The organism is Psychromonas sp. SR45-3 (genome assembly GCF_014163575.1).
Taxonomy (GTDB): Bacteria; Pseudomonadota; Gammaproteobacteria; order Enterobacterales; family Psychromonadaceae; genus Psychromonas; species Psychromonas arctica.
In genome coordinates this window covers 1-26,295 of record NZ_JACJDP010000020.1, presented here as the reverse complement: position 1 = coordinate 26,295, position 26,295 = coordinate 1, and the positions used below count along the sequence as shown (strand labels likewise).

General features: G+C 39.2%; 26 protein-coding genes. 18 read left to right on the top strand and 8 right to left on the bottom strand.

Annotated features, from left to right (window positions below; translation table 11 throughout):
- Nucleotides 1–72: 72 nt before the first annotated feature.
- Nucleotides 73–1,335: a hypothetical protein gene (locus H5084_RS11760; RefSeq protein WP_182690586.1), complete on the bottom strand. Its 1,263-nt coding sequence runs from the start codon at nt 1,333–1,335 to the stop codon at nt 73–75.
- Nucleotides 1,336–1,664: 329 nt separating this feature from the next.
- Here H5084_RS11760 and H5084_RS11755 point away from each other — a divergent pair, with 329 nt between their 5' ends.
- The 3 genes from H5084_RS11755 to H5084_RS11745 are packed head-to-tail and all read left to right on the top strand — an operon-like array spanning nt 1,665 to nt 4,244.
- Complete coding sequence (locus H5084_RS11755) at nt 1,665–2,636, top strand: DUF2157 domain-containing protein (RefSeq protein ID WP_182690585.1); 972 nt, start codon at nt 1,665–1,667, stop codon at nt 2,634–2,636.
- On the top strand, nt 2,633–3,748 hold the full coding sequence (locus H5084_RS11750; RefSeq protein WP_182690584.1) for a DUF4401 domain-containing protein: 1,116 nt from the start codon (nt 2,633–2,635) through the stop codon (nt 3,746–3,748). The genes H5084_RS11755 and H5084_RS11750 overlap by 4 nt, the downstream gene beginning before the upstream one ends.
- Nucleotides 3,738–4,244: a GDYXXLXY domain-containing protein gene (locus H5084_RS11745; RefSeq protein WP_028867080.1), complete on the top strand. Its 507-nt coding sequence runs from the start codon at nt 3,738–3,740 to the stop codon at nt 4,242–4,244. Before H5084_RS11750 ends, H5084_RS11745 begins: the two co-directional genes overlap by 11 nt.
- 349 nt (nt 4,245–4,593) lie before the next feature.
- On the opposite strand, the gene H5084_RS11740 is transcribed toward H5084_RS11745, so the two are convergent.
- Nucleotides 4,594–5,772, bottom strand: coding sequence for a cystathionine beta-lyase (locus H5084_RS11740; RefSeq protein ID WP_182690583.1), 1,179 nt, complete (start codon nt 5,770–5,772; stop codon nt 4,594–4,596).
- A 174-nt stretch (nt 5,773–5,946) separates the two neighbouring features.
- Here H5084_RS11740 and H5084_RS11735 point away from each other — a divergent pair, with 174 nt between their 5' ends.
- Nucleotides 5,947–6,450 (top strand): YcxB family protein, encoded by a 504-nt coding sequence (locus H5084_RS11735; RefSeq protein WP_182690582.1) that lies wholly within the window; start codon nt 5,947–5,949, stop codon nt 6,448–6,450.
- A gap of 64 nt (nt 6,451–6,514) precedes the next feature.
- On the opposite strand, the gene H5084_RS11730 is transcribed toward H5084_RS11735, so the two are convergent.
- Entirely contained in the window at nt 6,515–7,384 is an 870-nt protein-coding gene (locus H5084_RS11730; protein WP_182690581.1) for a LysR family transcriptional regulator, read from the bottom strand.
- A gap of 101 nt (nt 7,385–7,485) precedes the next feature.
- On the opposite strand from H5084_RS11730, the gene H5084_RS11725 reads away from it, so the two are divergent.
- Nucleotides 7,486–8,697: an MFS transporter gene (locus tag H5084_RS11725; protein ID WP_182690580.1), complete on the top strand. Its 1,212-nt coding sequence runs from the start codon at nt 7,486–7,488 to the stop codon at nt 8,695–8,697.
- 161 nt (nt 8,698–8,858) lie between these two features.
- Here H5084_RS11725 and H5084_RS11720 read toward each other — a convergent pair whose 3' ends face one another.
- From H5084_RS11720 to H5084_RS11700, 5 genes are all read right to left on the bottom strand, one after another.
- Entirely contained in the window at nt 8,859–9,188 is a 330-nt protein-coding gene (locus H5084_RS11720; protein WP_310735753.1) for an NGG1p interacting factor NIF3, read from the bottom strand.
- A 7-nt stretch (nt 9,189–9,195) separates the two neighbouring features.
- On the bottom strand, nt 9,196–9,534 hold the full coding sequence (locus H5084_RS11715; protein ID WP_182690579.1) for a hypothetical protein: 339 nt from the start codon (nt 9,532–9,534) through the stop codon (nt 9,196–9,198).
- Between the two features lie 174 nt (nt 9,535–9,708).
- Nucleotides 9,709–10,542, bottom strand: a complete 834-nt coding sequence (locus H5084_RS11710) for a hypothetical protein (RefSeq protein WP_182690578.1) — start codon at nt 10,540–10,542, stop codon at nt 9,709–9,711.
- A gap of 2 nt (nt 10,543–10,544) precedes the next feature.
- Complete coding sequence (truC, locus tag H5084_RS11705; RefSeq protein ID WP_182690614.1) at nt 10,545–11,324, bottom strand: tRNA pseudouridine(65) synthase TruC; 780 nt, start codon at nt 11,322–11,324, stop codon at nt 10,545–10,547.
- Nucleotides 11,325–11,424: 100 nt separating this feature from the next.
- Nucleotides 11,425–11,781: a YqcC family protein gene (locus tag H5084_RS11700; protein ID WP_182690577.1), complete on the bottom strand. Its 357-nt coding sequence runs from the start codon at nt 11,779–11,781 to the stop codon at nt 11,425–11,427.
- 366 nt (nt 11,782–12,147) lie between these two features.
- Between H5084_RS11700 and H5084_RS11695 the strand changes: the two genes are divergently transcribed.
- From H5084_RS11695 to H5084_RS11635, 13 genes are all read left to right on the top strand, one after another.
- The gene (locus H5084_RS11695) at nt 12,148–12,810 is read left to right on the top strand and encodes a GntR family transcriptional regulator (protein WP_051368850.1); all 663 of its coding nucleotides are present in this window, start codon (nt 12,148–12,150) and stop codon (nt 12,808–12,810) included.
- Between the two features lie 4 nt (nt 12,811–12,814).
- A complete protein-coding gene (prpB, locus tag H5084_RS11690) occupies nt 12,815–13,690 on the top strand; it encodes a methylisocitrate lyase (protein WP_182690576.1) in 876 nt (291 codons plus the stop codon).
- Between the two features lie 107 nt (nt 13,691–13,797).
- On the top strand, nt 13,798–14,940 hold the full coding sequence (gene prpC, locus H5084_RS11685; protein ID WP_182690575.1) for a 2-methylcitrate synthase: 1,143 nt from the start codon (nt 13,798–13,800) through the stop codon (nt 14,938–14,940).
- Between the two features lie 11 nt (nt 14,941–14,951).
- Complete coding sequence (gene acnD / locus H5084_RS11680; protein ID WP_182690574.1) at nt 14,952–17,567, top strand: Fe/S-dependent 2-methylisocitrate dehydratase AcnD; 2,616 nt, start codon at nt 14,952–14,954, stop codon at nt 17,565–17,567.
- On the top strand, nt 17,560–18,765 hold the full coding sequence (prpF, locus tag H5084_RS11675; RefSeq protein ID WP_182690573.1) for a 2-methylaconitate cis-trans isomerase PrpF: 1,206 nt from the start codon (nt 17,560–17,562) through the stop codon (nt 18,763–18,765). The genes acnD and prpF overlap by 8 nt, the downstream gene beginning before the upstream one ends.
- A 215-nt stretch (nt 18,766–18,980) precedes the next feature.
- Entirely contained in the window at nt 18,981–20,888 is a 1,908-nt protein-coding gene (locus H5084_RS11670; protein WP_310735754.1) for a propionyl-CoA synthetase, read from the top strand.
- A gap of 422 nt (nt 20,889–21,310) precedes the next feature.
- The gene (locus H5084_RS11665; protein ID WP_028868349.1) at nt 21,311–21,964 is read left to right on the top strand and encodes a PEP-CTERM sorting domain-containing protein; all 654 of its coding nucleotides are present in this window, start codon (nt 21,311–21,313) and stop codon (nt 21,962–21,964) included.
- A 309-nt stretch (nt 21,965–22,273) separates the two neighbouring features.
- The gene (locus tag H5084_RS11660) at nt 22,274–22,678 is read left to right on the top strand and encodes a hypothetical protein (protein WP_028868350.1); all 405 of its coding nucleotides are present in this window, start codon (nt 22,274–22,276) and stop codon (nt 22,676–22,678) included.
- A gap of 391 nt (nt 22,679–23,069) precedes the next feature.
- On the top strand, nt 23,070–24,116 hold the full coding sequence (locus tag H5084_RS11655) for a DUF3549 family protein (RefSeq protein ID WP_182690571.1): 1,047 nt from the start codon (nt 23,070–23,072) through the stop codon (nt 24,114–24,116).
- 18 nt (nt 24,117–24,134) lie between these two features.
- Nucleotides 24,135–24,449, top strand: a complete 315-nt coding sequence (locus tag H5084_RS11650) for a DUF3301 domain-containing protein (protein WP_037071322.1) — start codon at nt 24,135–24,137, stop codon at nt 24,447–24,449.
- A gap of 12 nt (nt 24,450–24,461) precedes the next feature.
- On the top strand, nt 24,462–24,806 hold the full coding sequence (locus tag H5084_RS11645) for a hypothetical protein (RefSeq protein ID WP_182690570.1): 345 nt from the start codon (nt 24,462–24,464) through the stop codon (nt 24,804–24,806).
- A gap of 2 nt (nt 24,807–24,808) precedes the next feature.
- Nucleotides 24,809–25,585, top strand: coding sequence for a Zn-ribbon-containing protein (locus H5084_RS11640; RefSeq protein WP_028868354.1), 777 nt, complete (start codon nt 24,809–24,811; stop codon nt 25,583–25,585).
- 36 nt (nt 25,586–25,621) lie between these two features.
- Nucleotides 25,622–26,104: a CreA family protein gene (locus H5084_RS11635; RefSeq protein ID WP_051369090.1), complete on the top strand. Its 483-nt coding sequence runs from the start codon at nt 25,622–25,624 to the stop codon at nt 26,102–26,104.
- Nucleotides 26,105–26,295 lie beyond the last annotated feature (191 nt).

Here is a 26,295-nt window from a genome sequence, read left to right as displayed (position 1 = left end):
GCTTATTGGTTGTTTTTACGCTGTTAGATTGACCGATTTTTAACGGCTGTTTTTTAACAGCCGATTTTACTATTAAGGTGTTTCACCCAGTAAATAAGCACCTACTGGCCTTTGATAAGTTTCATAGTTTGCTTTTGGGGTTTGAATCATTCTATTTTCAATTTCTATCATGATATCCATTTCATCAGCACTCATATATCCCTTATCTTGAGTGGTTGACCAAGTAAGTCCCGCGCCAGCATCAGTAATCTTACGTGTAAAACGATAGGCTTGCTCGATCCCAAAGACCAAATTAGACCTTGAACTACTCCATGTACTTCTAATGGGAAACCAACCGTGTTTAAGTACTTTTTTGTTACCGTTGTAACTATCCCAAGGGCTCTCTTGCATATCTGGAATCGTATATTCTTCATACCCCCAAGAGTTAGGGGGTGCGCCTCGTCCTAGCGGTGTGATATGACCAGCAGTAAAGTCTTCGTATTTGTTGGTAGGTACATGTTTTATGATTTTATAATCAGTGCCATCTTGGTCATCTAAACCGTCGCTATCAACATAAAGATACCCACTACTGTCATTGGCATCTGTAAAATAGGCTTTCTTTTCATTGATGCCAACCGCTAACGTTGGGTCGACGCTGCGTAACGTATCAACAAAATCAGATAGTGAACCTGGTAATTTCCTTACATTATCTAACCAATAACCATCCACTAAACCATCAAACCTTTTGGCATAACCCTCTACTAAATAGCGCCAAGCAGCACCTTCATCACCACCCCATTGAGTATTATAATATTTTTCCCATGCAGCTTTTATTTCACGCTCATTTTCAGGATCACTATCTGTGATCATTGAGGGCCCTGCTGCATTTAAATACAAAATAACTTTTTTGCCCGCCTTTCGATAAACATTAATCACATCAAAAATGATTTGTTCATTTTCAAGTCGAGGCACCATATCTGGATGGATAGCGGCTACATCAACATTGTCGTTATCACGTAATGTAAAAAGAAAAGCATGAGCAGGATGAGTGAAAGAAGTGATGACATGTCCTGATGAAGGAAGATTTTTAACTATCTCTTCTGCACCAGCAACCCAGTGAGCAGATCCGGCATCGACAGATTGATCTAGCTTATAGCCGCCATCAACCCTTTGAGTGATGCCCCAAGAACTTGCTAACCAATTTGCATTTTTGTCACTGTACTTTTCGTCACTGTACTCTTCTTCAATATCTAAGGCTGAATCATTAGATTGAGCAGGCGTGCTATTACAGCCAAGTATGCCAACAGTAGTAATGACAAACAGTAAGGTACATTTAAGTTGGTTTTTTATTATCATCGAACGCCTATTTATAATGGTTATTTAATCAATTGAGTTAACAGTAATAAACATATTTTATATGCTCACAATAAATGCCAAAGTAGTGATGAGAATTTTTAATACTCAATATGTTCAACCACGGCCAAAGTATGTTTATGATTGACACTTTACTGTATGGAAAAATACATCAAATCGATACAGCTAACAGATCAAAGTCATTCTATTCATTAATAAGTAGGAAGTCGTTCACTATAACCGTTCTCTAGCAAATCTAAAAAGTTGTACTTCTTGTTTGAATTTAAGTTATCTTTGATATCAACCAGACAAAAAATGATCAGGAAGAGGCAATGCCATCATCACGCCACATTATTAGTAATTTTATAAAACGCGGTGACGTACCACCAGCGAAAATTAATGATGCACTTAATTGCACGCAAGTTTATCCGACTATCAACAACTGGGTTAAGTTTATTGACCGATTGTTATTGTGTTTAGGAGCATTAAGCCTCGCTTTTTCAGTACTCTTTTTTATCGCATATAACTGGGATGATTGGGGACGTTTTGGAAAATTCACGTTAATAGAGTCACTGCTCGCTATGACGATATTTCTCTACTGGCGATCTCCAAAAGAGACCCTTAAAGCACAAATGAGCTTATTAGTGGGCTGTTTAATGGTGGGAGTTTTAATGGCCTTTTTTGGTCAAACTTATCAAACCGGCGCCGACCCTTGGACATTGTTTTTCTATTGGGCTTTATTGATCACCCCTTGGGTAGTTATTGCGCGCTTTGCACCGTTATGGTTAAGTTGGTTAGGTTTATTAAATGTGGCATTGAGCCTCTACATTGACACTTTTGGCCTGCCCTTAACTGATTTTTTCTCCGCTGATGATAGTCTTTGGGTTGCCCTCTTCCTATTCAACAGTATCGCATTAACTTTATTAGAACTGAGTAGCCGCCGTTTTACCTATTTATCACCTCGTTGGTTAGCCCGCTGCATCGCCTCGCTAGCAGGTTTTACGATCACCTTTATTGCGATTGATACAATAATAGATTCACAGGATACTAGCCTATGGCCTTTCTTATTTTGGAGCCTCTTTATTGTCTCGCTATACGTGGTATATCGACATTTCCGATGTGATCTATTTATGTTAGCAGGAGGCTGTTTATCAGGCATTGTGATGATAGTGACTTTTTCTATCGAATGTCTCAATGAAGATTTTATTGAGATCTTCTTTCTGCTTATTTCAGCATTAATTATTGGTCTCACTAGCTTAGCCACGATTTGGTTGAAGAAAGTCAATAAGGAGATGTTGTCATGAGTACGCAGCAACCCCAACAACAAAGATTGTGGCAACAGCTTCAAGACAAAGACTTAGTGAGCGGTGAGTTTCAGTCAACACAGGAAATAGAATCACCTTGGTTCATAAAGCTGTTACTGGCTTTTTCAGGCTGGTTTGCCTCATTATTTATCTTAGGTTTTTTATTGCTCACGCTACAAGACTTAGTGGATAACGGCATCATTTGTTTTCTGGTCGGTGCCGTGATGATAACCATGGCGTATAATGTACTAAAAAATAACCCCTCTGAATTCCGTGAACATCTGATGTTAGCTTTTAGTTTTGCCGGACAAGCTTTGATCGCTTGGGCTATTTTCATCTATGATAGTCACCCTTCTGACCTATTACTTTGGTTCGCTATTTTGGTCATGCAAAGTAGTTTGAGCCTAGTTATGCCAAACTATGTACACCGCGTTTGTTGTGCTTTTTTTGCCAGTATCGCATTGACTATTTGCCTTTATTATTTGCATCTTTCAGCGTTCACTTCTGCAATTTTATTACTGTTAGTGCTGTTTTTGGTACTCAATGAATGGCGTTCAGTGAAGTGGCAACCTGCTTTTGAAGCGATCAGTTATGGGGTTGTGTTGTTGCTTATTCCGCTCAAAGCTTCTTATATCATTGGCTACGATCTTTCATATTGGTTAAATGAAAGTAGGTTACAACCCTCATGGTTTTACTATTTAGATGAGCTGTTATTGCTCGTTGCCATGCTTTATTTGGTCATCACCTTAATATTACGTAGTCAGCATCAATTACCCTTTAATACTAAATTGGTGATTATGGGTGCCACTATTAGCCTGTGCCTTTTATCTATGCAAGCCTCTGGTATTACTATCGGTTTTGCCCTATTGATATTGGGCTTTTCAAACAGCAATAAACTATTACAAGGGTTAGGCATGATCTCCTTACTCTTTTATATCTCTAGTTATTACTATTTATTAACGCTCACTTTATTAGAAAAATCGGGTATTTTATTAATAATGGGTTTGTTTATATTAGCGATTCGTTTGGTGCTATTAAAATGGTTTGATCCGATACAGATTGATCCTGTGAAGGTTGGCTCAACGCCACAAGGAGATAACGATGCAATCTAAGATCGTAATAGGCATGTTGCTAATCATTTTAGCGCTGATGAACGTTTCAATTTTCAGTAAAGAACAACATTTAAAATCAGGCGATACGGTGTATTTAAAACTAGCACCAGTGGATCCGCGTTCATTAATGCAGGGCGATTATATGGCGCTACGTTTTGATGCCGCGAATCAACTCTCTGACGCACTGCAATTGCTAGCAAACAATACATCAACAAGTACCCATGATGGGCAAATAGTCGTGCGCTTAGATGAAAACAAGATCGGTACTTTTCAAAGTATTTACCAAGGCCAAGCATTGCAAGAAAATGAACTACGACTTAATTATCGTGTACGTTATGATCAAATAAAATTTGCTACTAATGCCTTCTTTTTTGAAGAAGGCACCGCAGAACGTTATGAAAAAGCGCGTTATGGGGAATTCAAAGTGAATGAGCAGGGAGAATTATTATTGAATGCCATGTTCACAGAACAGCTAACAGAAATTAAAGCAGAGTAAAAATGGTAAGTAACCACTAAACGGCGGCACGAAGAAAACCGATAATATATTGATTAGTAATGTTTTTGACCTAACCTTCTTTATCCTTCGTGCCTTCGTGGTTAAACCGTTTTTGACTTTAAAAAACCGTAACCAACCACGAAGCCGGTGCGCTGCACGAAGAGCACGAAGAAAAACACATAATATATTGATTAGTAATGTTTTTAATCCAACCTTCTTTACCCTTCGTGACTTCATGGTTAATCCGCATTTGACTTTGAAAATAAATAGCTTAATAAAAAATATAAAAAAGGAGCCAAAAGGCTCCTTCGATAACAACGTTAAATAACAACGTTAAATCTGGAAAATCTTACTTATTCAATACGGCATTAAAACGCTCAAAGCCAGCTTCTAAATCGGCGATTAAATCTTCAGGGCTTTCTAAACCGATATGTAAACGAATAAGCGGTTTGCTGCTATCCCATTTAGTTACAGTTCTAATTTTATCAATACCCGACACACTCAAAATCAAGCTTTCAAATCCGCCCCATGAAAAGCCCATTTTAAAGTGATGCATATTTTCTACTAAAGCCGTTAGTGACTTGCTGTTCCCTTCTTTTAATACAAAAGAAAATAAACCATTGGCGGCGCTGAAATCTCGTTTGAAGAATTCATGGCCTGGGCAAGTTTCAAAGGCAGGATGACGAATGTGGTCCACTTCAGGACGTGTTGCTAACCAATTAGCCACTTGTAATGCATTCTTTTCATGCTGCGCCATTCTCACGCCTAATGTGCGTAAACCACGGCTTGCTAAATAAACATCGTCTGGTGACGTACATTGCCCCATTAGATAGCTGTTTTCACGCAACTGGTCCCAATGTGCTTCGTTTGCCGTCGAGGTGCCCATCATCACATCTGAATGGCCAACAATATATTTAGTTGCCGCTTGAATTGAGATATCAACCCCCATCTCAAATGGACGAGAGTTAATCGGTGAAGCCCATGTATTATCTAACATCACTACTAAACCATGCTCGTGCGCTATTTTACTGAGAGTAGGTACATCTTGAATTTCCATAGTAATTGAACCAGGAGACTCTAAAAATAATACTTTGGTGTTGTCTTGAATCAGATCTTTAATACCCGCGCCGATCATTGGGTCATAGTAAGTAGTTTCGATACCAAAACCTGCTAATAAGCTGTCACATAATGCTCGTGTTGGTTCGTAAGCACTGTCGACCATTAATAAATGATCGCCAGCTTTTAAAAATGACATTAATGAGTTGCTGATAGCTGCAGAGCCTGATGGATATAAAGCCGTGCCAACACCGCCTTCTAACTCAGCAATCGCGGCTTGGAATGCAAAATGTGTTGGTCCACCACGGCGACCATAAAATAATGCACCGTTGGTTTTATTTTTTGCAGCAAAATGCATATCTTCCATGGTTTCAAATGTCATGGTAGAAGCACGTACTACAGGGGGATTAATGACTCCGTTGGTCCATTTCTTATCACGGCCTAAACTTACTATCTGCGTTTCTTTTTTCATTTTACCAATCCATCCCATTATTAATAAAGCATTGAAGAATATGATTATATGTTACCACTTCAAATGAAGATAAACAGCGACAAAATTGTCATAAGATAGTCTCGATAAATTAGCTTACGGTGGAGAGAAGAAGGTATAATCCTCATTTATATTTTTATACAAGATAGGTTAAACATGCAGTTTGAAACGCACTTTATATTAGATCGAGCACATTATGGCGAATGCTTTGATCAATCGATGTTATTAAAAGGGCCACAAAAACCACGCTTTGTTTTCATCACGGGTTTAATTTTAGCGGGTTTGTTTTTCTTGTTTGCAACGGAAGTACAAGGTTTACTGGCATGGTTTTTCTTTGGCATTGCGCTATTGGAATACTTCAGTTTTAAATATAAACGTCCATGGTGGTTAATGCGCCAAATGATGAGTAAAAATGCAGGTAATAAAATTACCCTTATTTTTGATGAACAAGGCATTGAAAATAAAAGCGTTTACATCAATAACCAATTAGCATGGCAATCTATCGATAGCTTTTATGAAACAGACACTGGTTTTATGTTGAACTTGCATCAAGGTGGTCAGCAATATTTAAGTAAATCTTGTTTAGACGATTCAATACAAGATTATATTCAGCAACAATTAAGTGGCAAAAAGCAGGCGTTCCCTTTATCAGCCAAGTAATTAATCGAGGCCGACTGTTATAAATAAACCAAAAAATGAGTGAAACAATAGCCGCTTAATCTAGTTAGTGGTTTTGTTTCACAAACTCTAAAAATGCTCTATCAGCTTTAGACAAGTAGCCTTTCTTTCTCCACGCAATTGAAATATCCAAAAAGATCGGCTCTTCAAAGGGAATAGAAATAATATCCGGTTCTTTTTCTGTGGCGAGTTCAAGTAATGCTGAGATAGCAAAATCACGTTTTACAATCTTAAGGATCACCGCTAATAAGTTAGTTTCAAAAGAAAAGTTCGCAGACAATTTTTCTTGGCGACAAATATCATCTAATTTCTCACGATGAAAATACCCCTGTTTAAACATCACCAATTCCTGAGAAAAGAACTCTGCGTAGGAAAGTGACTTTTTATCGGCAAACTCATGTTCAGTATTCACCACAGCGACCATTTGTGAACGGATCAGATGTTCAGAATCTAATGCATCGGGTAAGTTACGCGCTTGAATTATGCCTAGATCAATATCGCCATCGAGTAACATTTTTTGTATCGACTGCGCACCAGCTTCAATCATCACCAGTTTTAACTTAGGGTAGCGGCTTTTAAATGCCATTAGTACATCGGGAAAATAATAAGTGCCCATAATACTTGGTACACCTAATCTCACCTCCCCTTTCTCCAAACCTCTTAACTCTTTCATGGCGAGCGTTGCATCATCTAATTGTTGAATGATCTGTTTGGCATGAACCAACAAAATTTCACCTTCATGAGTAAGCGTTATTTTTCGTTCATTACGACGAAATAGATCCAGCTCTAGTTGTGCTTCTAATTTTTTAATTGCAACACTTAATGCAGGTTGTGCGATATGCAGTGCATTAGCGGCATGGGTGATGTTTTGATACTTTGCTACTGCGGCAAAGTAGGTGAGAAGTCGTGTATCCATACTATAACCAAAAACTATTGAAGTGATAATTATTATATATTTTCACTATTCTAAGTAACTTGCTACTGTTTTGCTCTCGTTTCCTATTGGTGATCACGTTGATGATTGAGTTTCGTAGTAAAGCCTATTATAAAGTCAGTGCAGCACTCGCTTTTGGTTCATTTTTAGTATTTTGTAATCTGTATTTATTTCAACCTATGTTACCCGTTTTAGCGGATCATTTTGCTGTCTCTGCTACCCACATTAACTGGTTATTAGCTGCAGGTACCCTGACCCTAGCATTAATGTTATTGCCTTGGGCTTTTGCCTCTGAACGAATAGGCCGACGCAAAGTACTGCTGATTAGTTTGTTTTTATTACCTGCCATTGGTTTAACTTCATTATTGACTGATAGTTTATTATTACTGATCATTAGCCGCGCTTTAATGGGCATGGCCCTGGCTGGATTTACCGCCGTCGCGGTTGCTTATATGGCAGAGGAGTTTTCAGCAAAAGCTTTTAGTCATGGCATTGGTGCGTATATCAGTGCCAATTCTCTGGGTGGTATTTCAGGGCGTTTATTTGGCGGCATGCTCACGGACTATTTCGATTGGCAAACGGCGGTAGCTTGTATGGCGCTGTTAAGTTTAATTGGTGCGGTGGTGGTTGCTTGGGTATTACCTCAACCTAATCAGCAAAATACAGTACAAAGCAGTCCTTTATCTCAATACCACCATATTATTATTGAACATTTAAAGAATAAAAAAATCTATTTTGCAATGTTAATTGGTGGTGTAAATTTTGCCATTTTTATTAATTTATATACGGTCACAGGATTTCGCTTAGTCAGTGAGCCTTATGCGATGCCTGTTAGTATCGCGGCAATGATTTTCTTATGCTACTTATCGGGAACGGTTAGCTCTCGCCTAGTGGGAATATGGTGTCAACGATTTAGCCCGATTACAGGCATGTTGGCTGGCGCAATAATGGGGTTATTAGGCATGTTAGTCGCTAGCAATGATTCCTTAGTAGTCATTTTCATTGGTTTAAATTTATTAAGCTTTGGGGCTTTCTTCACCCACTCTTTAGCATATGGTTGGGTTAGCCAACAGGCAAAAAAATCTAAAGCAACAGCCACTGCATTATACCTAGTTCATTATTATGTTTGTGGCAGCTTGGGCGGTTTCTATTTAATTTACTGTTGGCAACATGGGGGATGGACGCAGGTGATGATCGGTGCAGGGTTATTATACGCAGTCGTATTTTGGTTATGCTGGCGTTTAGGTCATTATGTACATGACAAAAAAGAGCACACCTTGCAGGCGGCACAGTAACTTATAGATCTAAAGGGGAGAAATACTGCTGACTAAACACCGTTGACTTAATTGATATTACGCAGCTATCGTTGTTAAGCTTATCTATTTATTAACTTCTCTGCTTAGGCTCTCTATTTAGGTTGCCTACTTAGGTTATTCACTTAGACTCTGTATTGATGTTATTCATTAAAGTTATCTAAGGTAATGATAGGCAGCGCACCATAGGCGACTTCTTGGTAAGGATGTGCCTTAATTAATGCGCTTAGTGCTGCTTTAAGTTGATTTTGTTTACACACCATTTCAACTCTGTATTCGTTTAATTTGGTTAACTGTTCTGGTTGCCCAATATGTGGAGTCGCATTTCCTGATGGTTTAAATTGCCCTTGCCCTAATATTTGCCAGGCACATTGTTGATATTCGCCAACTTCGCCTGCTCCCGCATCAAACATCGCTTTTTTCACTAAATCGAGTGCGTTTTCAGGTACATAAAAATAAATTTGATACAGCATACACGTCCTATACTTTTACGTTAGCGTGTTGAGAACTTGCTCGCTTAGCAATAAAAAACAGCCCCCAGCAAGGTAAACAAAGGATCATCGTCGAGAAAATATCAAACCATGAATGGTAATGTAAAGCGGTCATCAACCACCCATAGATGAAGACACTGATAAACGCATAAAATCCAACGCTAAAACTAAAGCTTAATAGCGCACAGACTATCACCATAACCACGGCGGTATGTGAGCTAAAGTTAGCCCCCATTGCTAACCACCAGCCAAAATGAAACTCTATGAAAGCAAAACCATACACAGCCAAATAAGCAACGATAAAAGAGAACGCTAAATTTTTACTCATCTTTGCTCTTAAATAATACACACAAAATAGCGCTAACAGAGGTGAATACAAATCGGCAATAATCGCTAACATATTAAACTATCTCTAGTGTCCTGTTGCTGTGTTTTAATGATAGAGCTAAGATTCACTTTAGCGCTCAGGCTTTACTTTAGTACTCGGCTTTATTACCCGGCTTTAGTACTCGACTTTAGCTTTTGAATAATCAACAGTATGATCGCAATTACCCTGTTGTTCGCAATCATTAATACCATCATGGTCAAGATCCCAACTTTCATGGAGCTCAACAATGCGTCTAAAGATCGCATTTTTATCATCCTTGGGATCTAACGCCACCAGCTGCAATGTTATTTCATTTTGTTGTGTTGGATATTCCGCTGCCGTTTGATTTGGCCCTAGACTTTTAAAGTTAACCTGGATTGAGCCTTCTTGTACAAATACATTACTTTTCACCACACTACTTTCTTTTAATATAATTTCTTCTTCTCGAATGCGCTTCCCCAATAACGCAGAACTTAGGTGTTTGGCTTGCTGGCTAGTAAAATCATAAGAAAAAAGTCCAACATAAACAAACACACTATTCCCAGCAGTATTGATAATAAAAGGCGCTGCAAAATAAGTGAGGTCTTTGGTGTGCTTATCTAACAATGTTAATTTGCTGATATTGAGGTAAACAGACCCACGATCATAAACGGCCTCATTAGCGTCGCTAGCCGCTTTTACTAAAGTTTCATAATGACCACGAAAATAAACGTAATCCTCTATTTGTTCGACCTTATCCAAGCTTACTAAGCGTTCACTATCAGGGTAAACAATAGCAACCGGATGAGGTTTAGATAAAGATTGAAATATCACCTGTTGTGTTGGGGTTTTACACACAGCTTCCTGTGCGTCCCATAATCCATCAATGTTGGCACAGGCTTCCGGAGTGTTAGCGCGATTTTGCAAGAAGTAAGCAACTATCACAATCAACACTAGCCCGAGTAATACTTTATTCAAGGTTGTAAACATAGTTATTCTCTAAACTTATAAGGTAAATTGATATCAGACAACACGCGCAAAAAGTCACCGGTTATTGGCGCATGTACCTCAATTTTTTGCTCTGTTTTAGGGTGAGTAAAACTTAAGTATGCAGCATGTAATAATAAACGATGAATAGCAAAGTTCTCTCTGAACATAGTATTGTGTTTACCATCACCATGTGAGGTATCACCAACAATAGGGTGACGTAAATGCTTCATATGTCGGCGTAATTGATGTTTACGTCCGGTTTTAGGTATTAGCTCCATCAATGAATAACGAGAAGCTTGATAAGGCCCAACAGCAATTGGGATTTCAGTTTTAGCTAAACAACGGTATTCAGTAACTGCCTCCTGAGGAGGTTTGGTCATATCGGCTTTTTTATCTGCTATTTTATCGTACTGATATTTTAGAGGATAATCTAAAATCCCTTGGTCGAGATGACCTCGAACCACGGCAAGATAGTTTTTTTCAGTGGTTTGGTCGATAAACTGCTGCATTAAATGCCTTGCACTGTCTTTGTCTAATACAAATAACAATACACCTGAGGTCGGCCTGTCTAAACGATGTACTGGATAAACGTGCTGACCAATTTGGTCACGTAACTTTTGTACTGCAAACTCGGTGGCGTGAGTATCTAACCAACTTCGATGGACCAGTAAACCAGAGGGTTTATTAATCGCAACCACATAATCATCTTGGTATAAAATTTCTAATTCAGGTGTACTGCTTTGCACACTAATATCTTGTTGCTCAGCAACCGTTGCTAACATCCCTTCTATATCATCTAGGTTGTCTAGATGGTCAAAACTTTCTGCTTGATTAACGTTATCTAGGCCTTCAATGCCTGCTGGTATTGTTTGTTGCGTCATATTATTCACTTACTAATAAATCGATTTTCGATAATAATTTAAAAATGGCTACTTCATTAGGTAAAACCTGTGCCGCCATCGGCGCAATACATAGTGTCGATGGTAACATTGAGGGTTGCTTTAGCATCTGTTTAAAACGCACTAAAAAAATAAACTGTAGCCATTGTGGAAAGGTTAAAGTATCAATTGCAAAAGGTTGAACACTGGCTAATTTTTCTTGACTGGGCGCTTCATCTTGCCAGTACCCCCGGTGCTTTAACAGGAGAATGAGTTGTTCTAATAAGTCCAACAGTTGTTGCGATTTTAGCAGTGCAGACGTTACAGGTAGTGATTGATTCAGTGTATTTGCAGTTGACATGTTTTAGGCGCCTATATAATAAGCGGCTAATATACCCGTGATACCTCAAGATGCAAAGTCAGCATGAAAATTAACACCCACTCTATCCTCCAACCAGATGAATATCATTCCCGCAACTGTTTACGCCACGTTGTAGTTCCTTCTTACTCTTTATCAAATTGATAATTAATGCTGCATCTTTCACTCTCATTTAAGATGATTAATGTTTTATATAAAAAAGATAACAGCCCATTTTGTGATCAAGTAGATTCTTTTAAAATCAAAACAACTAAAAACCCACAATTGTTGACAATACAGTTGATAATCATATTTAAAAGGTTACTATTTGTCCATAAATCGTAAATAGTGTCAACAATAAGAAGAGTTATGATAGAAAACAAAGACCCAATAAAATCAGATAATTTAACGGCTCGCTTGATAGAAGCGATCGTTAATGGCGAGTACCCGCCGGGCAGTAAAATATCTGAACCTGAATTAGCACGTGTCTTTGACGTGAGCCGAGGCCCTTTACGTGAAGCAATGATGCGCGTTGAATCATTAAACCTAGTAGAGCGCGTTCCCCATGTAGGAGCACGTGTTGTCACTCTAAGTTTAGAGAAATTAGTAGAAATTTATGCAGTACGTGAAGCATTAGAAGGGATGGCGGCAAATTTAGCCTGTAAATATATTACCGATTCAGAAATAGAAGTATTAGAAGCATTATTAAACCGCCACCAATCACATATAGAAGAAGTTGATGGCGCGTCGTATTTTTATCAACAGGGTGATTTTGACTTTCATTATCTGATCATTCAAGCCAGTAAAAACCACCAATTGATTGCATTGTTATGCGACCAGCTTTATCACTTAGTGCGAATGTATCGTTACCAATCCCCTCGTTCACACGCTCGCCCAGAAAAAGCCTTATATGAACATTTTGCTATTTTGAACGCTATTAAAGCACGCGATCCGGAATTAGCAGAAATGTTGATGCGCAGACATATCAAGAACAGCCGACTATTAATTGAAAACGAATTGTTAGAGGAGTAACACCATGAGTCCAGGTAAAAAATTTAGACAAGCCATTAATAATAATAAACCACTGCAAATAGTGGGCACTATTAATCCTTATTGCGCAATGATGGCAGAGCAATTGGGTCATCAAGCTATTTACCTTTCTGGTGGTGGTGTCGCTAATGCATCGTATGGTTTACCTGATTTAGGCATGACCTCTTTAAACGATGTAATTGCAGACGTTCAACGTATTACATCTGCCTCTAACTTACCGTTATTAGTAGATATTGATACAGGTTGGGGTGGTGCATTTAATATTGCAAAAACCATTCGTGATATGGAAAAAGCAGGAGCAGCAGCGGTTCACCTTGAAGATCAAGTGGCACAAAAGCGCTGTGGTCATCGCCCAAATAAAGAAATTGTTTCAACGCAGGAGATGGTCGATCGCATTAAGTCAGCAGTTGATGCTCGCACTGATAAAGACTTTTTTATTATGGCCCGCACCGATGCTTTTGCTCAAGAAGGTTTAGAAGCGGCGATCGCACGTGCACAAGCTTATGCTGCAGCGGGTGCAGATGGGATTTTTGCAGAAGCAATAAAAACAGAAGCACATTATCGTGCATTTTCTGAAGCATTAGACGTACCTATTCTAGCGAATATCACTGAATTTGGTGAAACCGAATTATGGAACAAAAAACAGCTTGGTGAATGGGGTTGTGCAATGGTGTTGTATCCACTTTCAGCTTTTAGAGCAATGAATAAAGCCGCTGAACTAGTTTATAAAACGCTGCTCGCTGACGGTGACCAAAAAGCCGTTATCGATACCATGCAAACACGTATGGAGCTTTATGATTACTTAGGTTATCACGACTATGAGCAGAAGTTAGATGCCCTCTTTTCAAGTGAAAAGAAGTAACAAGTATTAGTTAATAATTAACAGTTAATAAGTAATAGTTAATCAGTAACAAGTGAGTTTTTAGTGACGCAATAAGTAAATGACCAACAACGATTAAGGAAGATAAGATGAGTGATAAAAATATTGGCGGTGCAGGATTACGTGGACAAAGCGCTGGTGAGACAAAGTTATGTACAGTCGGACAGTCTGGAAGCGGTTTAACTTATTGCGGTTATGATGTTGCAGATCTTGCTGAAAATGCAACATTTGAAGAAGTTGCTTACCTGTTATTTAATGGCGAATTGCCTACCCAACAACAACTCGATGCTTATAAAAAAGAGCTATTCGCGTTACGTGATTTACCACCCGCTTTAAAAGCAGTATTAAAGCTTATTCCTGCTGATGCACACCCAATGGATGTGATGAGAACAGGTTGTTCATTTTTAGGCAACTTAGAGCCTGAACAAGATTTTTCTCAACAAACACACGCGGCAAACCGTCTATTAGCCGCATTCCCTGCGATCATGTGTTTTTGGTATAGATACTCACATGAGGGCGTTGAAATAGACTGTGTCACAGACCAAAACAGTCTCGGTGGTCACTTTCTAAAATTATTGAATGGCAAAACGGCCTCAGAGCAACATCAGCGAGTCATGGACGTTTCCCTTATTTTATATGCAGAGCATGAGTTTAATGCGTCAACTTTTGCCGCGCGTGTCTGTGCATCAACACTCTCTGATTTGTATTCATGTGTCACAGGTGCGATCGGTACTTTACGTGGCCCACTTCATGGTGGCGCCAATGAAGCAGCCATGGATATGATTGAAAAGTTCAATTCGCCACAGGACGCTAAAGTGAAAATGGCAGAAATGCTCGCACGCAAAGAGAAAATCATGGGCTTTGGTCATGCCGTATACAGAACCTCAGATCCACGCAACATAATTATTAAAAAATGGTCAGAAAAACTTGCTCAAGAAAATGGCGACAGCAGTTTATATGACATTTCGGTGGCCTGTGAAGAGTTTATGTGGGACAGCAAAAAGCTATTTTGTAATGCCGATTTTTTCCATGCCTCCACCTACAACTACCTCGGCATTCCAACTAAATTATTTACCCCCATTTTTGTTTGTTCACGTTTAACAGGCTGGGCCGCTCATGTGATGGAGCAACGCTCAAATAACCGTATTATTCGCCCAAGTGCTGATTATACAGGTAGCGAACCGCGCACAGTGACACCTATTGAAACGCGTGACCAAGCAACAGCGAAGTAAGGATAAAGGTTATGAACAACACTCAATACCGCAAACCATTAGCTGGCAGCACATTAGATTATTTTGATACCGAGCAAGCCGTAAATGAAATCAAAGCCGGTGCTTATCAAAAATTGCCTTATACATCGCGCGTATTAGCAGAAAATTTAGTACGTCGTTGTAAACCTAAAGATTTACATGATGCATTGAATCAATTAATAGAGCGTAAGCAAGATTTAGACTTTCCTTGGTACCCTGCACGTGTTGTCTGTCATGATATTTTAGGGCAAACCGCACTCGTGGACCTCGCTGGTTTACGCGATGCTATTGCAGCAAAAGGCGGTGACCCTGCGAAAGTTAATCCCGTGGTGCCCACTCAACTGATTGTGGATCATTCATTAGCAGTAGAACACGCAGGTTTTGAAAAAGATGCCTTTAATAAAAACCGAGCAATTGAAGACAGACGAAATGAAGACCGTTTTCATTTTATTAACTGGACCAAAAAAGCCTTCGAAAATATTGATGTGATCCAACCGGGTAACGGCATCATGCATCAAATTAACTTAGAAAAAATGTCTCCTGTGATTCAAAGCCGAGATGGTGTCGCTTTTCCTGACACTTTAGTTGGTACTGACAGCCACACACCACATGTTGATGCACTGGGTGTGATTGCCGTGGGTGTCGGAGGTTTAGAAGCAGAAAGTGTTATGCTAGGCCGCCCTTCTTATATGCGTTTACCTAATATTGTCGGTGTTAATTTATTTGGTAAACGCCAAGAAGGTATTACCGCGACAGATATCGTTTTAGCCATCACCGAATTCTTACGCCAACAAAAAGTAGTGTCCTGTTATTTAGAATTTTTTGGCGAAGGTGCCGCAGATTTAACCTTAGGTGATCGCGCTACTATCTCTAATATGACGCCTGAATTTGGTGCCTCTGCTGGCATGTTTTATATTGACCAAAAGACTATCGATTATTTACGCCTCACAGGGCGAGATGAAAAACAGGTGCAATTAGTTGAAAACTACGCAAAACAAACTGGCCTGTGGGCTGACGCCTTAAAAGACGTTGAATATGAGCGTGTATTACGCTTTGATTTATCTGCCGTGGGACGCAATATCGCGGGCCCTTCTAATCCTCATCGCCGCGTTGCAACGGCCGACCTTGCTAACAAAGGCATTTCAGGAGTAGTAGAAAATGAAAGTGGTAAAATGCCAGATGGCGCTTGTATTATTGCAGCAATTACCAGTTGTACTAATACCTCCAACCCGCGTAATGTCATTGCCGCTGCGTTATTAGCAAGAAATGCCAATAAGCTGGGATTAACCCGTAAACCTTGGGTTAAAACATCCTTAGCACCGGGCTCAAAAGCAGTACAATTATACCTTGAAGAAGCTAACTTATTAACGGAACTAGAACAACTTGGTTTTGGTATCGTGGGGTTTGCTTGTACTACCTGTAACGGTATGAGCGGTGCATTAGACCCGAAAATACAACAAGAAATTATTGACCGAGATCTTTATAGTACCGCTGTACTTTCTGGTAATCGTAATTTTGATGGCCGCATTCATCCCTATGCAAAACAAGCTTTCATCGCATCGCCGCCTCTTGTAGTGGCTTATGCTATTGCAGGCACAATACGTTTTGATATTGAGAAAGATGCGCTAGGCGTTGATGCTCAAGGCAATAACATCACTTTAAAAGATATTTGGCCAAGCGATGCCGAAATTGATCAAGTGATTAAAGAAAGCGTTAAACCTGAACAGTTTAGAGCCGTTTATGAGCCGATGTTTGATATCAAGGTTGATTATGGTAATGACGTTGCCGCTATTAACCCACTTTATGACTGGCGACCACAAAGTACTTATATTCGTCGACCTCCTTATTGGGAAGGTGCCTTAGCAGGTGCTCGTGCATTAAAAGGCATGCGTCCACTCGCAGTGCTTGGCGATAACATCACCACGGATCACTTATCACCTTCTAATGCCATTATGTTAGACAGTGCAGCTGGCGCTTACCTCGATAAAATGGGACTACCTGAGGTTGATTTTAACTCCTATGCCACTCACCGAGGTGATCACTTAACGGCACAACGTGCAACCTTCGCTAACCCTAAGTTATTTAATGAAATGGTCACTAAAGATGGTGAAGTCACACAAGGGTCATTAGCACGCGTGGAGCCAGAAGGTGAAGTTAAACGAATGTGGGAAGCCATTGAAACCTACATGCAACGTAAACAACCTTTGATCATTGTTGCTGGCGCAGATTATGGACAAGGTTCTTCGCGTGATTGGGCAGCCAAAGGGGTCCGCCTAGCCGGAGTTGAAGTCATTGTAGCAGAAGGCTTTGAACGTATTCATCGCACCAACTTAGTAGGTATGGGAGTGTTACCGGTAGAGTTTATTAATAATGAAAACCGTCACAGTTATGCGATAGATGGCACAGAGACCTTTGATGTGATTGGCGATCGTAGTCCCGGTGCTGAACTGACTTTAGTGATCAATCGAGTGAATGGAGACGTTGTTAATGCCCCAGTAAAATGCCGTCTTGATACCGCTGAAGAAGTGTCGATTTATGATGCAGGAGGTATTTTACAACGTTTCGCAGAGGATTTTCTTCAATCATCACAAGGAGCGGAACATGAGTAACTCGCCATCAACTAACGCGACTGCGTTTCAACCACAGCTAAAAATACCCGCTACTTATATGCGTGGTGGTACTAGTAAGGGGCTATTTTTTAATATTCATGACCTCCCTAAAGCAGCGCAACAAGCGGGTGAAAGTCGCGATAACCTGTTGTTACGTATTATCGGTAGCCCTGATCCTTACGGTAAACAAACCGATGGCTTAGGCGGAGGCACTTCAAGTACCAGTAAAACAGTGATCCTTTCTGAAAGCGACAAAGAAGATCACGATGTAGATTATCTATTTGGTCAAGTTTCTATTGATAAAGCCTTTATTGATTGGAGTGGCAATTGTGGCAATTTATCCGCAGCTGTCGGTGCTTTTGCCATTGCAGCCGGTCTTATTGACTCATCGCGTATTCCCTATAATGGATTTGCAGTGGTGCGTATTTGGCAAGTGAATATTAGTAAAACCATTATTGCTCATATCCCTATCTGTAATGGACAAGTACAAGAGATTGGTGATTTTGAATTAGATGGTGTGACCTTCCCTGCTGCAGAAATTAAAGTAGAGTTTGTCGCCCCTTCGGACGCCAGCAATGCAATGTTTCCAACGTCAAATGTTGTTGACCAATTACATGTCCCTGACATTGGTACTTTTAAGGCGACCATGATTAACGCCGGCATTGCGACCGTTTTTTTAGATGCGCAAGCGTTAGGCTACCTTGGTACAGAAGGACAAGAAGCGATTAACTCAGATCTAGCTGCATTACAAAAATTTGAAACAATCCGAGCCTATGCAGCTTTAAAAATGGGACTCATTGATGACCTAGCACAAGCAGCCTCACGTCAACATACACCTAAAATAGCCTTTGTCAGCCCAGCTCAAGACTACACGGCCTCAAGTGGTAAAAGCATTAATAAAGCGCAGATAGACCTTAATGTTCGTGCGTTATCAATAGGTAAGTTACACCATGCAATGATGGGCACCGCTGCGGTAGCTATTGGCACTGCTGCAGCGATTCCAGGCACGCTAGTCAATATAGCAGCTGGCGGAGGTGAACATCAATCAATCACTTTTGGACATCCATCCGGCACCTTAAAAGTCGGTGCAAAAGCGATTCAGCAACAAGGGCAATGGATTGTTGAAAAAGCAACCATGAGCCGAAGCGCACGTATATTAATGGAAGGTTGGGTAAGAGTGCCTGCATCAACGATATAAAAGGCGCTTTAGCATCAATCGGCAGACAGCCATTAACAATAATGGCTAGCATGCAATGGAAACGTATCAACAGAAAATTAGGCCAGATAAGAGAGGTCGTTATCATCATTATCAGGTGTTAATGGCTATTGCGAGGTTAATTTATAGCGATGAGAAGTTATTAATAATAGCGCAATCACAACGCCTCTTTATCATGATTAATTAAAAGGAAGATAATTATGTCTGCATATCAAAAAGAATTTGAGCAAGCTAAAAACAACCCAGAGAAATTTTGGGAAGAGCAAGCAAAAGCGATTGAGTGGTATAAATTCCCAAAAAGCATCTTACAAAAAGATGAAAACGGCATAGACCGTTGGTATGCAGATGGTCAATTAAATACCTGTTTTCTCGCCTTAGATTATCACGTTATCAATGGCCGAGCCGAGCAAACAGCGCTTATCTATGATTCCCCTGTTACAGGGCAAAAACAACATTACACTTACCAAGCGTTGACCGATCAAGTTGCACGCACAGCAGGTATGCTTGCTGACATGGGGGTTAGTAAAGGTGATCGTGTGATCATTTATATGCCGATGATACCAGAAGCCGTGATGGCCATGTTAGCCTGCGCACGTTTAGGCGCTATACATTCAGTGGTCTTTGGCGGCTTTGCTGCCAATGAACTCGCGATTAGGCTCGAAGATGCAGAGCCAAAAGTGATTATGACTGCGTCCTGTGGAATCGAAGTACAAAAAATCATTCCTTATATGCCAATGGTCAATAAAGCGATCATGGACAGCCGCTGGAAACCTGAAAAAGTGATTGTATTGCAGCGAGAGCAATGCCCAGCTGAACTTAACAGCAGCCCAGGAGTAGAAGATCGTGATTTAGATTGGTCGTTACAATTAGAAAAATCCACGGCACATGATTGCGTGCCCGTGAATGCAAATGATCCGCTTTATGTATTATATACCTCCGGTACAACGGGAAAACCGAAAGGCGTGGTACGTGAAAATGGCGGGCATGCTGTCTCAATGAAATACAGTATGTCGACAATTTATAACGCAAAACCGGGCGACGTATTTTGGGCGGCCTCAGATGTGGGTTGGGTAGTAGGACACTCCTATATCGTTTACGCTCCGCTTATTCACGGCTGCACCACTATATTGTATGAAGGAAAACCGGTCAGAACACCTGACCCAGCGGCTTTCTGGCGAGTGTGTGAAGAACACCATGTTAATATTTTATTTTCTGCTCCAACAGCCTTTAGAGCGATTAAAAAAGAAGATCCTGAGGGCGAATTAATTAAGCAATATCCGATGCCTGCATTACGTACTATCTTTATGGCGGGCGAGCGCTTAGATCCTCCCACGTTAAAATGGGTTGAACAAAAAACGCAGCGACCAGTGGTCGATCATTGGTGGCAAACAGAAACGGGCTGGGCTATTTCAGGTAATCCTCTTGGTTTAGAACAATTTCCATTGAAACCAGGTTCTTCAACTAAACCAACTCCAGGTTTTGATGTACAAATTTTAGATGAACTAGGAGAGCAAGTGCCCGTTAATACACAGGGCATTATTGTGATAAAACTCCCCTTACCACCGGGTTGTTTAGCAACGGTTTGGCGTAACCATGATCGTTTCCAAAGTGGTTATTTATCACAGTTTCCTGGGTATTATGTTTCCGGTGACGGTGGTTATATTGATTCTGACGGTTACTTATTTGTGATGGGCAGGACCGATGATGTAATTAATGTGGCAGGGCATCGTTTATCTACCGGCGAGATGGAAGAAATACTGAGTGCCCATGATGATGTCGCTGAGTGTGCCGTGATTGGAGCTCATGACGAATTAAAAGGACAGATCCCTTTTGGTTTTGTGGTACTCAAAGATGGCCACTATTCAGTAGATGGCAATGTAGAAAAAGAGTTATTACAAAAAATGCGCGATGAAATAGGCGCGGTGGCAAGCTTTCGAAAAGTGGTGATTGTTAACCGCTTGCCTAAAACACGCTCAGGAAAAGTATTACGTCGAACAATTAAACAGGTTGCAGATGGAGAACAGTACGTCACGCCATCAACCATTGACGATCCAACGAGTTTGACTGAAATAGAGAATGTATTTAATCAAAATAGGAAAATTTAGATTAACACGAAGAAAAACTAAACAATAAACGCTGTAGTAGTTGCTGTTATATTTATTGTTTTGAGCTTACCTTCTTTACCCTTCGTGCCTTCGTGGTTATTTAGCTTTTGATTTTAAAAGAGCATAAGCAACCACGAAGAGCTACGCTTCACGAAGAGCACGAAAAAAACCTAAAAGTATAGAAATTATTGTTTTGATCTAACCTTCTTTATCCTTCATGTCTTCATGGTTGATTTGCGTTTGGCTTTAAAAGTAAAAAAAACGAATATCACCATCATAAAGTGTCAGTTATTTTTACACCATTATTAGTATTTAATATAGAAATAAATTAAGACGCTTAGAATCATGCACTTAAAAAATAGGAACAATAATTGCAAAGCATATTACTATTAGGGTAGAAACAAAAACCAAGGAATTAAATTATGAATAGAATCGCAAGTATGTTTGTTTTGTTATTTGCTAGCATAACCGCTAATGCTGGTATTTTATTAGACTCAGGTGACCCATTTTATGATTCTGGAAAGTGTGTAGCACAGGGTTGTAATGGTACAGGAGAGTGGTGGGCAGTATCTGCTTTTACAGCGTCTACTGATTGGACTATTACTGGTTTTAATTTTTTTGCCGTTGATACAAAATCGGTAGGTAATGCAAATTATCAATCAACAACGTGGAAAATATTTGAAGCACCAAGTACAACTGGTATCGCTAATTTAGGTACGGCAACTTATGAAGCTACAATTCAGGCATCAACATCTCAGTCTCTATTTACAGACGCATTTGGTGGGACTATTAATGTTACTTCATTTTTAATTTCAAATTTAGATATTGAATTATCTGCAGGTAATTATTTTTTAGCCCAACATCATGATTTTTCACAAGCAACGAACTTGACTATTGCTGGTACAGGAAATATTTCATCATTTTATAATACTGATTTTGCAGGAATAACTAATAAAGTGAATGATCAAATTGCACAAAAAATATTCGGTAAAGTATCAATTCCAGAACCTGCTTTAATTGCATTATTTGGGATAGGTTTAGTTGGTTTGGGCTGGTCTCGTAAAAAAAGAGCCTAAATAAAGCTGAATTCAGTTAATAATATTCTTTTAGCCTCGTTATTTAACGGGGCTTTTTTATACCTGCTGTTCAATATGTCCTGCCTGTCGTTACTTTATCCACAAACCTAAAAAGACAACATTTATCAGACAATTGTAGCCTTGAATTTAAGTAATAAGCGCAATCAGTTCCAAAATAATAATTTGAAAGTGATAGCAATGTAAATTACTCTTTGTGCATGCTTTAAATTTAAACTTTGGCTGATTTAAAATCATAGCAATATCCCTAGTGTCGATAATATAAAGAACAAAATAAAAAGGAAGTAAACAATGAATGGAGCAGGAGGAAATACTGGTGGTATTGGACATTTTTTTATTGGTTTAATCATGATGTGTGGTGGCTTTTACATGTTACTTAATGCAATCACTGTCTCATCAAATTTTGGCTTGAGTTCGCGTATTTATAATCTACATAGTTTCGGAAGTGGCATAGGTATTACTGGCGGTACGATTATGATCCCTTTTATACTAGGGATCGGCATGATCTTTTATAATGCAAAAAACATCCTAGGCTGGTTACTCGCTATAGGCTCTATCACTGCTTTAATTTTTGGTGTTATTTCTTCAATTCGCTTTAGTTTACATAGCATGTCTTCTTTTGACCTGATTGTCATTCTAGTGTTAGCGATCGGAGGTTTAGGCTTATTTCTTCGTTCATTAAAGTCATTATCTTAATTTAGATCCGTTAACAATCAACCGACAACAATATGTTAAGTTGATACCTGTACCCAAGCATTTTCTCTTTAGCCAAATTAATACAAATTTCATTATGTATATGATCAATTATTGGCAAGGAAAAAATGTATCAATTTAAGACAGAAATATTGAACAACGATTTAACGGGATTGATATAATAGAGCACGTCAAAACTGCCCGATTAGGTATACACAAATGTAATCCTTTATTTGGGTGAAATGTCTGCTGGTATTGATTAACCATAATAGTTACCGGTATTGATTGTTCGGCTTTTTATTTCAAATTACTGAGAGTTAGACATAACAGGATAGAGGTCTTGTGCAGACCTGTATATAATCGCCCCACCATTAATTACTAAGATAGCCTTTTTATGAGCATGAATACACTGACTGATTTTTTAGAACAAGCCCAATGCCAATATCGAGCGTATGATTTAGGACGTATTGTGCAAAAAATTAATAACAGCGAATTCCAAAAAATAGCTAAAAATGAAATGGCCTACCCTTTCCCTATTCAACAACATGCTTTTATTGCATTAACTTTTTGGCAGGTAGCCGCTCAGAAAGAACATTTTATTTGGTTTTTAAAATTACCTTTAGATGAACAAGGTTTGATGAAGATAACCGCGCAGACAAGCTTTATTCGCATGGTAGTTGAAGCGATGGGCGAAGACCTAACTGCTGATATAAGTGATAAATTACAAGAAAGGTTAGCCAGCAACCCCTTTGTTTTTAAACCTAGTGCAGAAAAACTGGCCATTTTTAATGCCAATATAAACAGCGCATTTATTCGTCCACCTTCTTCTTTCTATGCCGCTATTCAACATTACTTTTCGGATCAATCTGATTGGCAACAATGGCAAAACTTAGGTTTACAAGGTTTTGCAGATCTTGCGGCACGTTTAAATCATGATAATAACCAGAAAAAAATAATAGATGCATTGGATTTTTTACCTGAGCAACCTCTACAAACGTTATCTTTATGCCTTGAAAACCAAACGCAAATAAGCACTGAGCTCGCGACTCATATTGCAAATCAAGCAAATAAACGTTTGCAACAAGGTCAAGAAAGCACCGCTATTTTATTATTAAGAGCAATAACCAGTGCCAATGCACAAGGGATCACGAAACAGCTTTTAAATGATCAATTTTCATCACCACTCGTGCACCAAGCTGATTGGTACATCACGATAGCCGGACGTTGCTGGATGCAGTTAGAAGATGAAACCTTGTTGAACCGGTACTTTGAGGCATTAGCAAACCATCATAAAGCACTGTTTCCACAACTTTTTGCTGACTTAGTTGCTATCCCGTCATTAAGAGATAAAGTATTAAAACAATTACGTTTAACGGCCCGTTCACCCGCATTATCGGAGGCAATTGGTTTATTATTTTCTGGCCTAAAAGCTGACACTTAAAAATACTTAAGGATGATTATGTGGGATTTGTTGTTTATTCTCGGTATGGTTTTTATTGGTACCACGGTATGGAAATTACGCCAACAATCAGAGCTAGCCAAAACCTTGATCGAACAGCATTGCAATAAACTTGATTTACAGCTTCTCTCCGTCGCTCGCTCTCGGTTTAATTTCAAATTAGGCAGTGACTTTTTACAAGCTAGTTTTATTTTCGAGTTTAGTAGTGATGGCACCAATCACTACCAAGGGACATTGACCTTAAATGGTTTAGTCAAACCCCGTTTTCAACTACCCGCTTATCGTCTTGTGGACGATCAAAGTACATTATATTAAAAAGGTCATTTCATGGATCGTATTATATTAGTTGCCCAACAACTTGCTAAAGAAGGTAAAACACCTAACACCGCTTTAATTAAAGCCCGTTTACCTAAAAACATACCTTTACCTGCAATTATTCAAGGGTTAAAAATGTGGCAAGATAACCCGAACAAACAAATAGAGGCACCGACTGAGCCGGCTTTAACTGGTACAACTATGCACTCCGTTGGTGGCAGTATCGATGAGATAATCAATAGTAAAATTGCGCAAGCAATTAACCCATTAAAACAAGAAATCAATGAGTTAACTTTACACATTGAAGCGCTCAAAGAAAAGATTAAAAGTATCCCAACTACCGCTGTGGAAGAATAACTGTGTTCATTAAAGAATTAAGCTTTGAATGTTATCAAGATACTCAATATGCAAGCGTTGAGCGCGCCATTAACAACTACTTAGATATGTTACGTTATAATGGGCAAATCTTGGGCAGGGAATTCCCTGTCGCCATGCAAGGGGCTATATTTACAACACGATTGGTTTGCCCTGAAGAACAAAGCTTAAGTACACGTTTTAATAGCCCACAAGTTAACCATGCGTTGTCAGGACTAACCAAAGCAGGTCTACTTTCACCTAAAATAAAAACCATTGCAGAAGATTTAAATTCACAGCAATGCGCAACTAATTTTACGCCAAGTTGGCAGATTCTTTATACGACTTTCTTAGATACCTGTTCACCTATTCGCTGCGGTGAAACATTAGCCCCTATTCCGCTTTACCGTACACCAGAGGAAATTAGTAATGGAGACCGTAAAAGCGCAATAAAATGGCAAGAAGAATGGGTTAACTTAGACGAATTGCAGATGAATGGTTCTGCCGTTTCAAGTGCCGCCTTAAAAGAGTTAGGTGATGTCAGCAGTAAATTTTTTCACCGTGGTAGTAATTTATGCAAACGTATTCAATATATAACTAAAGTGCCTACTTATTATTACTTGTACCGTGTTGCAGGCCAATCCTTACAACAAGAGCAAGACCGACTTTGCCCTAGCTGTAACGGAGAATGGCGATTAAAAACACCACTGTTTGATATTTTTGATTTTAAATGCGATCAATGCCAGTTAGTATCTAATCTATCTTGGGATTTCAAAAAATAGGAAATGAATATGTTAAAAAAATTAAAGTTAGTGGCAATGGTATTATTGCTACTTGTGATTGGCTTCTTTGTACTAAGGGGTTGCTCGCAAGATGAAGTAGGCGATGTCAGCTTAGGCTTATTCACCACTCAAGATATTAAACTCAATATATTAAAAGATCCGTTGGTGTCAGGTGTCACCTGTCATATTGCGTCAATCGAAGCAGATTTAAGCTTTTCAGACCCAAGTGATAGTGCGATTTCATGCCGTCAAACAGGTGAAATTACATCAGCAATGATAGCTAAGATTGATAAAAGCAAATCTGGGGATGTGGTCTTTAAAAAATCAAAAAGTATTTTCTTTAAAAACATGAAGATACGTCGTATTTTTGATACTGAAAACCAAACCTTAATGTATGTTTCATACTCGACTAAAGAAACGTCAGGTAGTTTTAAACATAGTCTTTCAACTGTGCCACTATGGGGTACAGATGCTTACCAAGAGCAAAAACAAGTGACAGAAAACGTAACAACAGAATAATAATTATCATGTCATAAAAGGCATATTGAGCATCGTTTTATGGATATAAAAAAACCTCGATCAGTGACAACTAATCGAGGTTTTTTATTGGATTTTAGTAAAACTTGTATTGCCTAATTCTATTGCGTCACGTCTACTGTTTAACTTTTACAGTTTATTGAGAGTTTTACAGTTTATTGAGAGTTTTACAG

Coding starts and splice junctions, on each gene's coding strand:
- H5084_RS11760 (WP_182690586.1), bottom strand. CDS start 1,335: ATGATAATAAAAAACCAACTTAAATGTACCTTACTGTTTGTCATTACT.
- H5084_RS11755 (WP_182690585.1), top strand. CDS start 1,665: ATGCCATCATCACGCCACATTATTAGTAATTTTATAAAACGCGGTGAC.
- H5084_RS11750 (WP_182690584.1), top strand. CDS start 2,633: ATGAGTACGCAGCAACCCCAACAACAAAGATTGTGGCAACAGCTTCAA.
- H5084_RS11745 (WP_028867080.1), top strand. CDS start 3,738: ATGCAATCTAAGATCGTAATAGGCATGTTGCTAATCATTTTAGCGCTG.
- H5084_RS11740 (WP_182690583.1), bottom strand. CDS start 5,772: ATGAAAAAAGAAACGCAGATAGTAAGTTTAGGCCGTGATAAGAAATGG.
- H5084_RS11735 (WP_182690582.1), top strand. CDS start 5,947: ATGCAGTTTGAAACGCACTTTATATTAGATCGAGCACATTATGGCGAA.
- H5084_RS11730 (WP_182690581.1), bottom strand. CDS start 7,384: ATGGATACACGACTTCTCACCTACTTTGCCGCAGTAGCAAAGTATCAA.
- H5084_RS11725 (WP_182690580.1), top strand. CDS start 7,486: ATGATTGAGTTTCGTAGTAAAGCCTATTATAAAGTCAGTGCAGCACTC.
- H5084_RS11720 (WP_310735753.1), bottom strand. CDS start 9,188: ATGCTGTATCAAATTTATTTTTATGTACCTGAAAACGCACTCGATTTA.
- H5084_RS11715 (WP_182690579.1), bottom strand. CDS start 9,534: ATGAGTAAAAATTTAGCGTTCTCTTTTATCGTTGCTTATTTGGCTGTG.
- H5084_RS11710 (WP_182690578.1), bottom strand. CDS start 10,542: ATGTTTACAACCTTGAATAAAGTATTACTCGGGCTAGTGTTGATTGTG.
- truC (WP_182690614.1), bottom strand. CDS start 11,324: ATGTTAGCAACGGTTGCTGAGCAACAAGATATTAGTGTGCAAAGCAGT.
- H5084_RS11700 (WP_182690577.1), bottom strand. CDS start 11,781: ATGTCAACTGCAAATACACTGAATCAATCACTACCTGTAACGTCTGCA.
- H5084_RS11695 (WP_051368850.1), top strand. CDS start 12,148: ATGATAGAAAACAAAGACCCAATAAAATCAGATAATTTAACGGCTCGC.
- prpB (WP_182690576.1), top strand. CDS start 12,815: ATGAGTCCAGGTAAAAAATTTAGACAAGCCATTAATAATAATAAACCA.
- prpC (WP_182690575.1), top strand. CDS start 13,798: ATGAGTGATAAAAATATTGGCGGTGCAGGATTACGTGGACAAAGCGCT.
- acnD (WP_182690574.1), top strand. CDS start 14,952: ATGAACAACACTCAATACCGCAAACCATTAGCTGGCAGCACATTAGAT.
- prpF (WP_182690573.1), top strand. CDS start 17,560: ATGAGTAACTCGCCATCAACTAACGCGACTGCGTTTCAACCACAGCTA.
- H5084_RS11665 (WP_028868349.1), top strand. CDS start 21,311: ATGAATAGAATCGCAAGTATGTTTGTTTTGTTATTTGCTAGCATAACC.
- H5084_RS11660 (WP_028868350.1), top strand. CDS start 22,274: ATGAATGGAGCAGGAGGAAATACTGGTGGTATTGGACATTTTTTTATT.
- H5084_RS11655 (WP_182690571.1), top strand. CDS start 23,070: ATGAGCATGAATACACTGACTGATTTTTTAGAACAAGCCCAATGCCAA.
- H5084_RS11650 (WP_037071322.1), top strand. CDS start 24,135: ATGTGGGATTTGTTGTTTATTCTCGGTATGGTTTTTATTGGTACCACG.
- H5084_RS11645 (WP_182690570.1), top strand. CDS start 24,462: ATGGATCGTATTATATTAGTTGCCCAACAACTTGCTAAAGAAGGTAAA.
- H5084_RS11635 (WP_051369090.1), top strand. CDS start 25,622: ATGGTATTATTGCTACTTGTGATTGGCTTCTTTGTACTAAGGGGTTGC.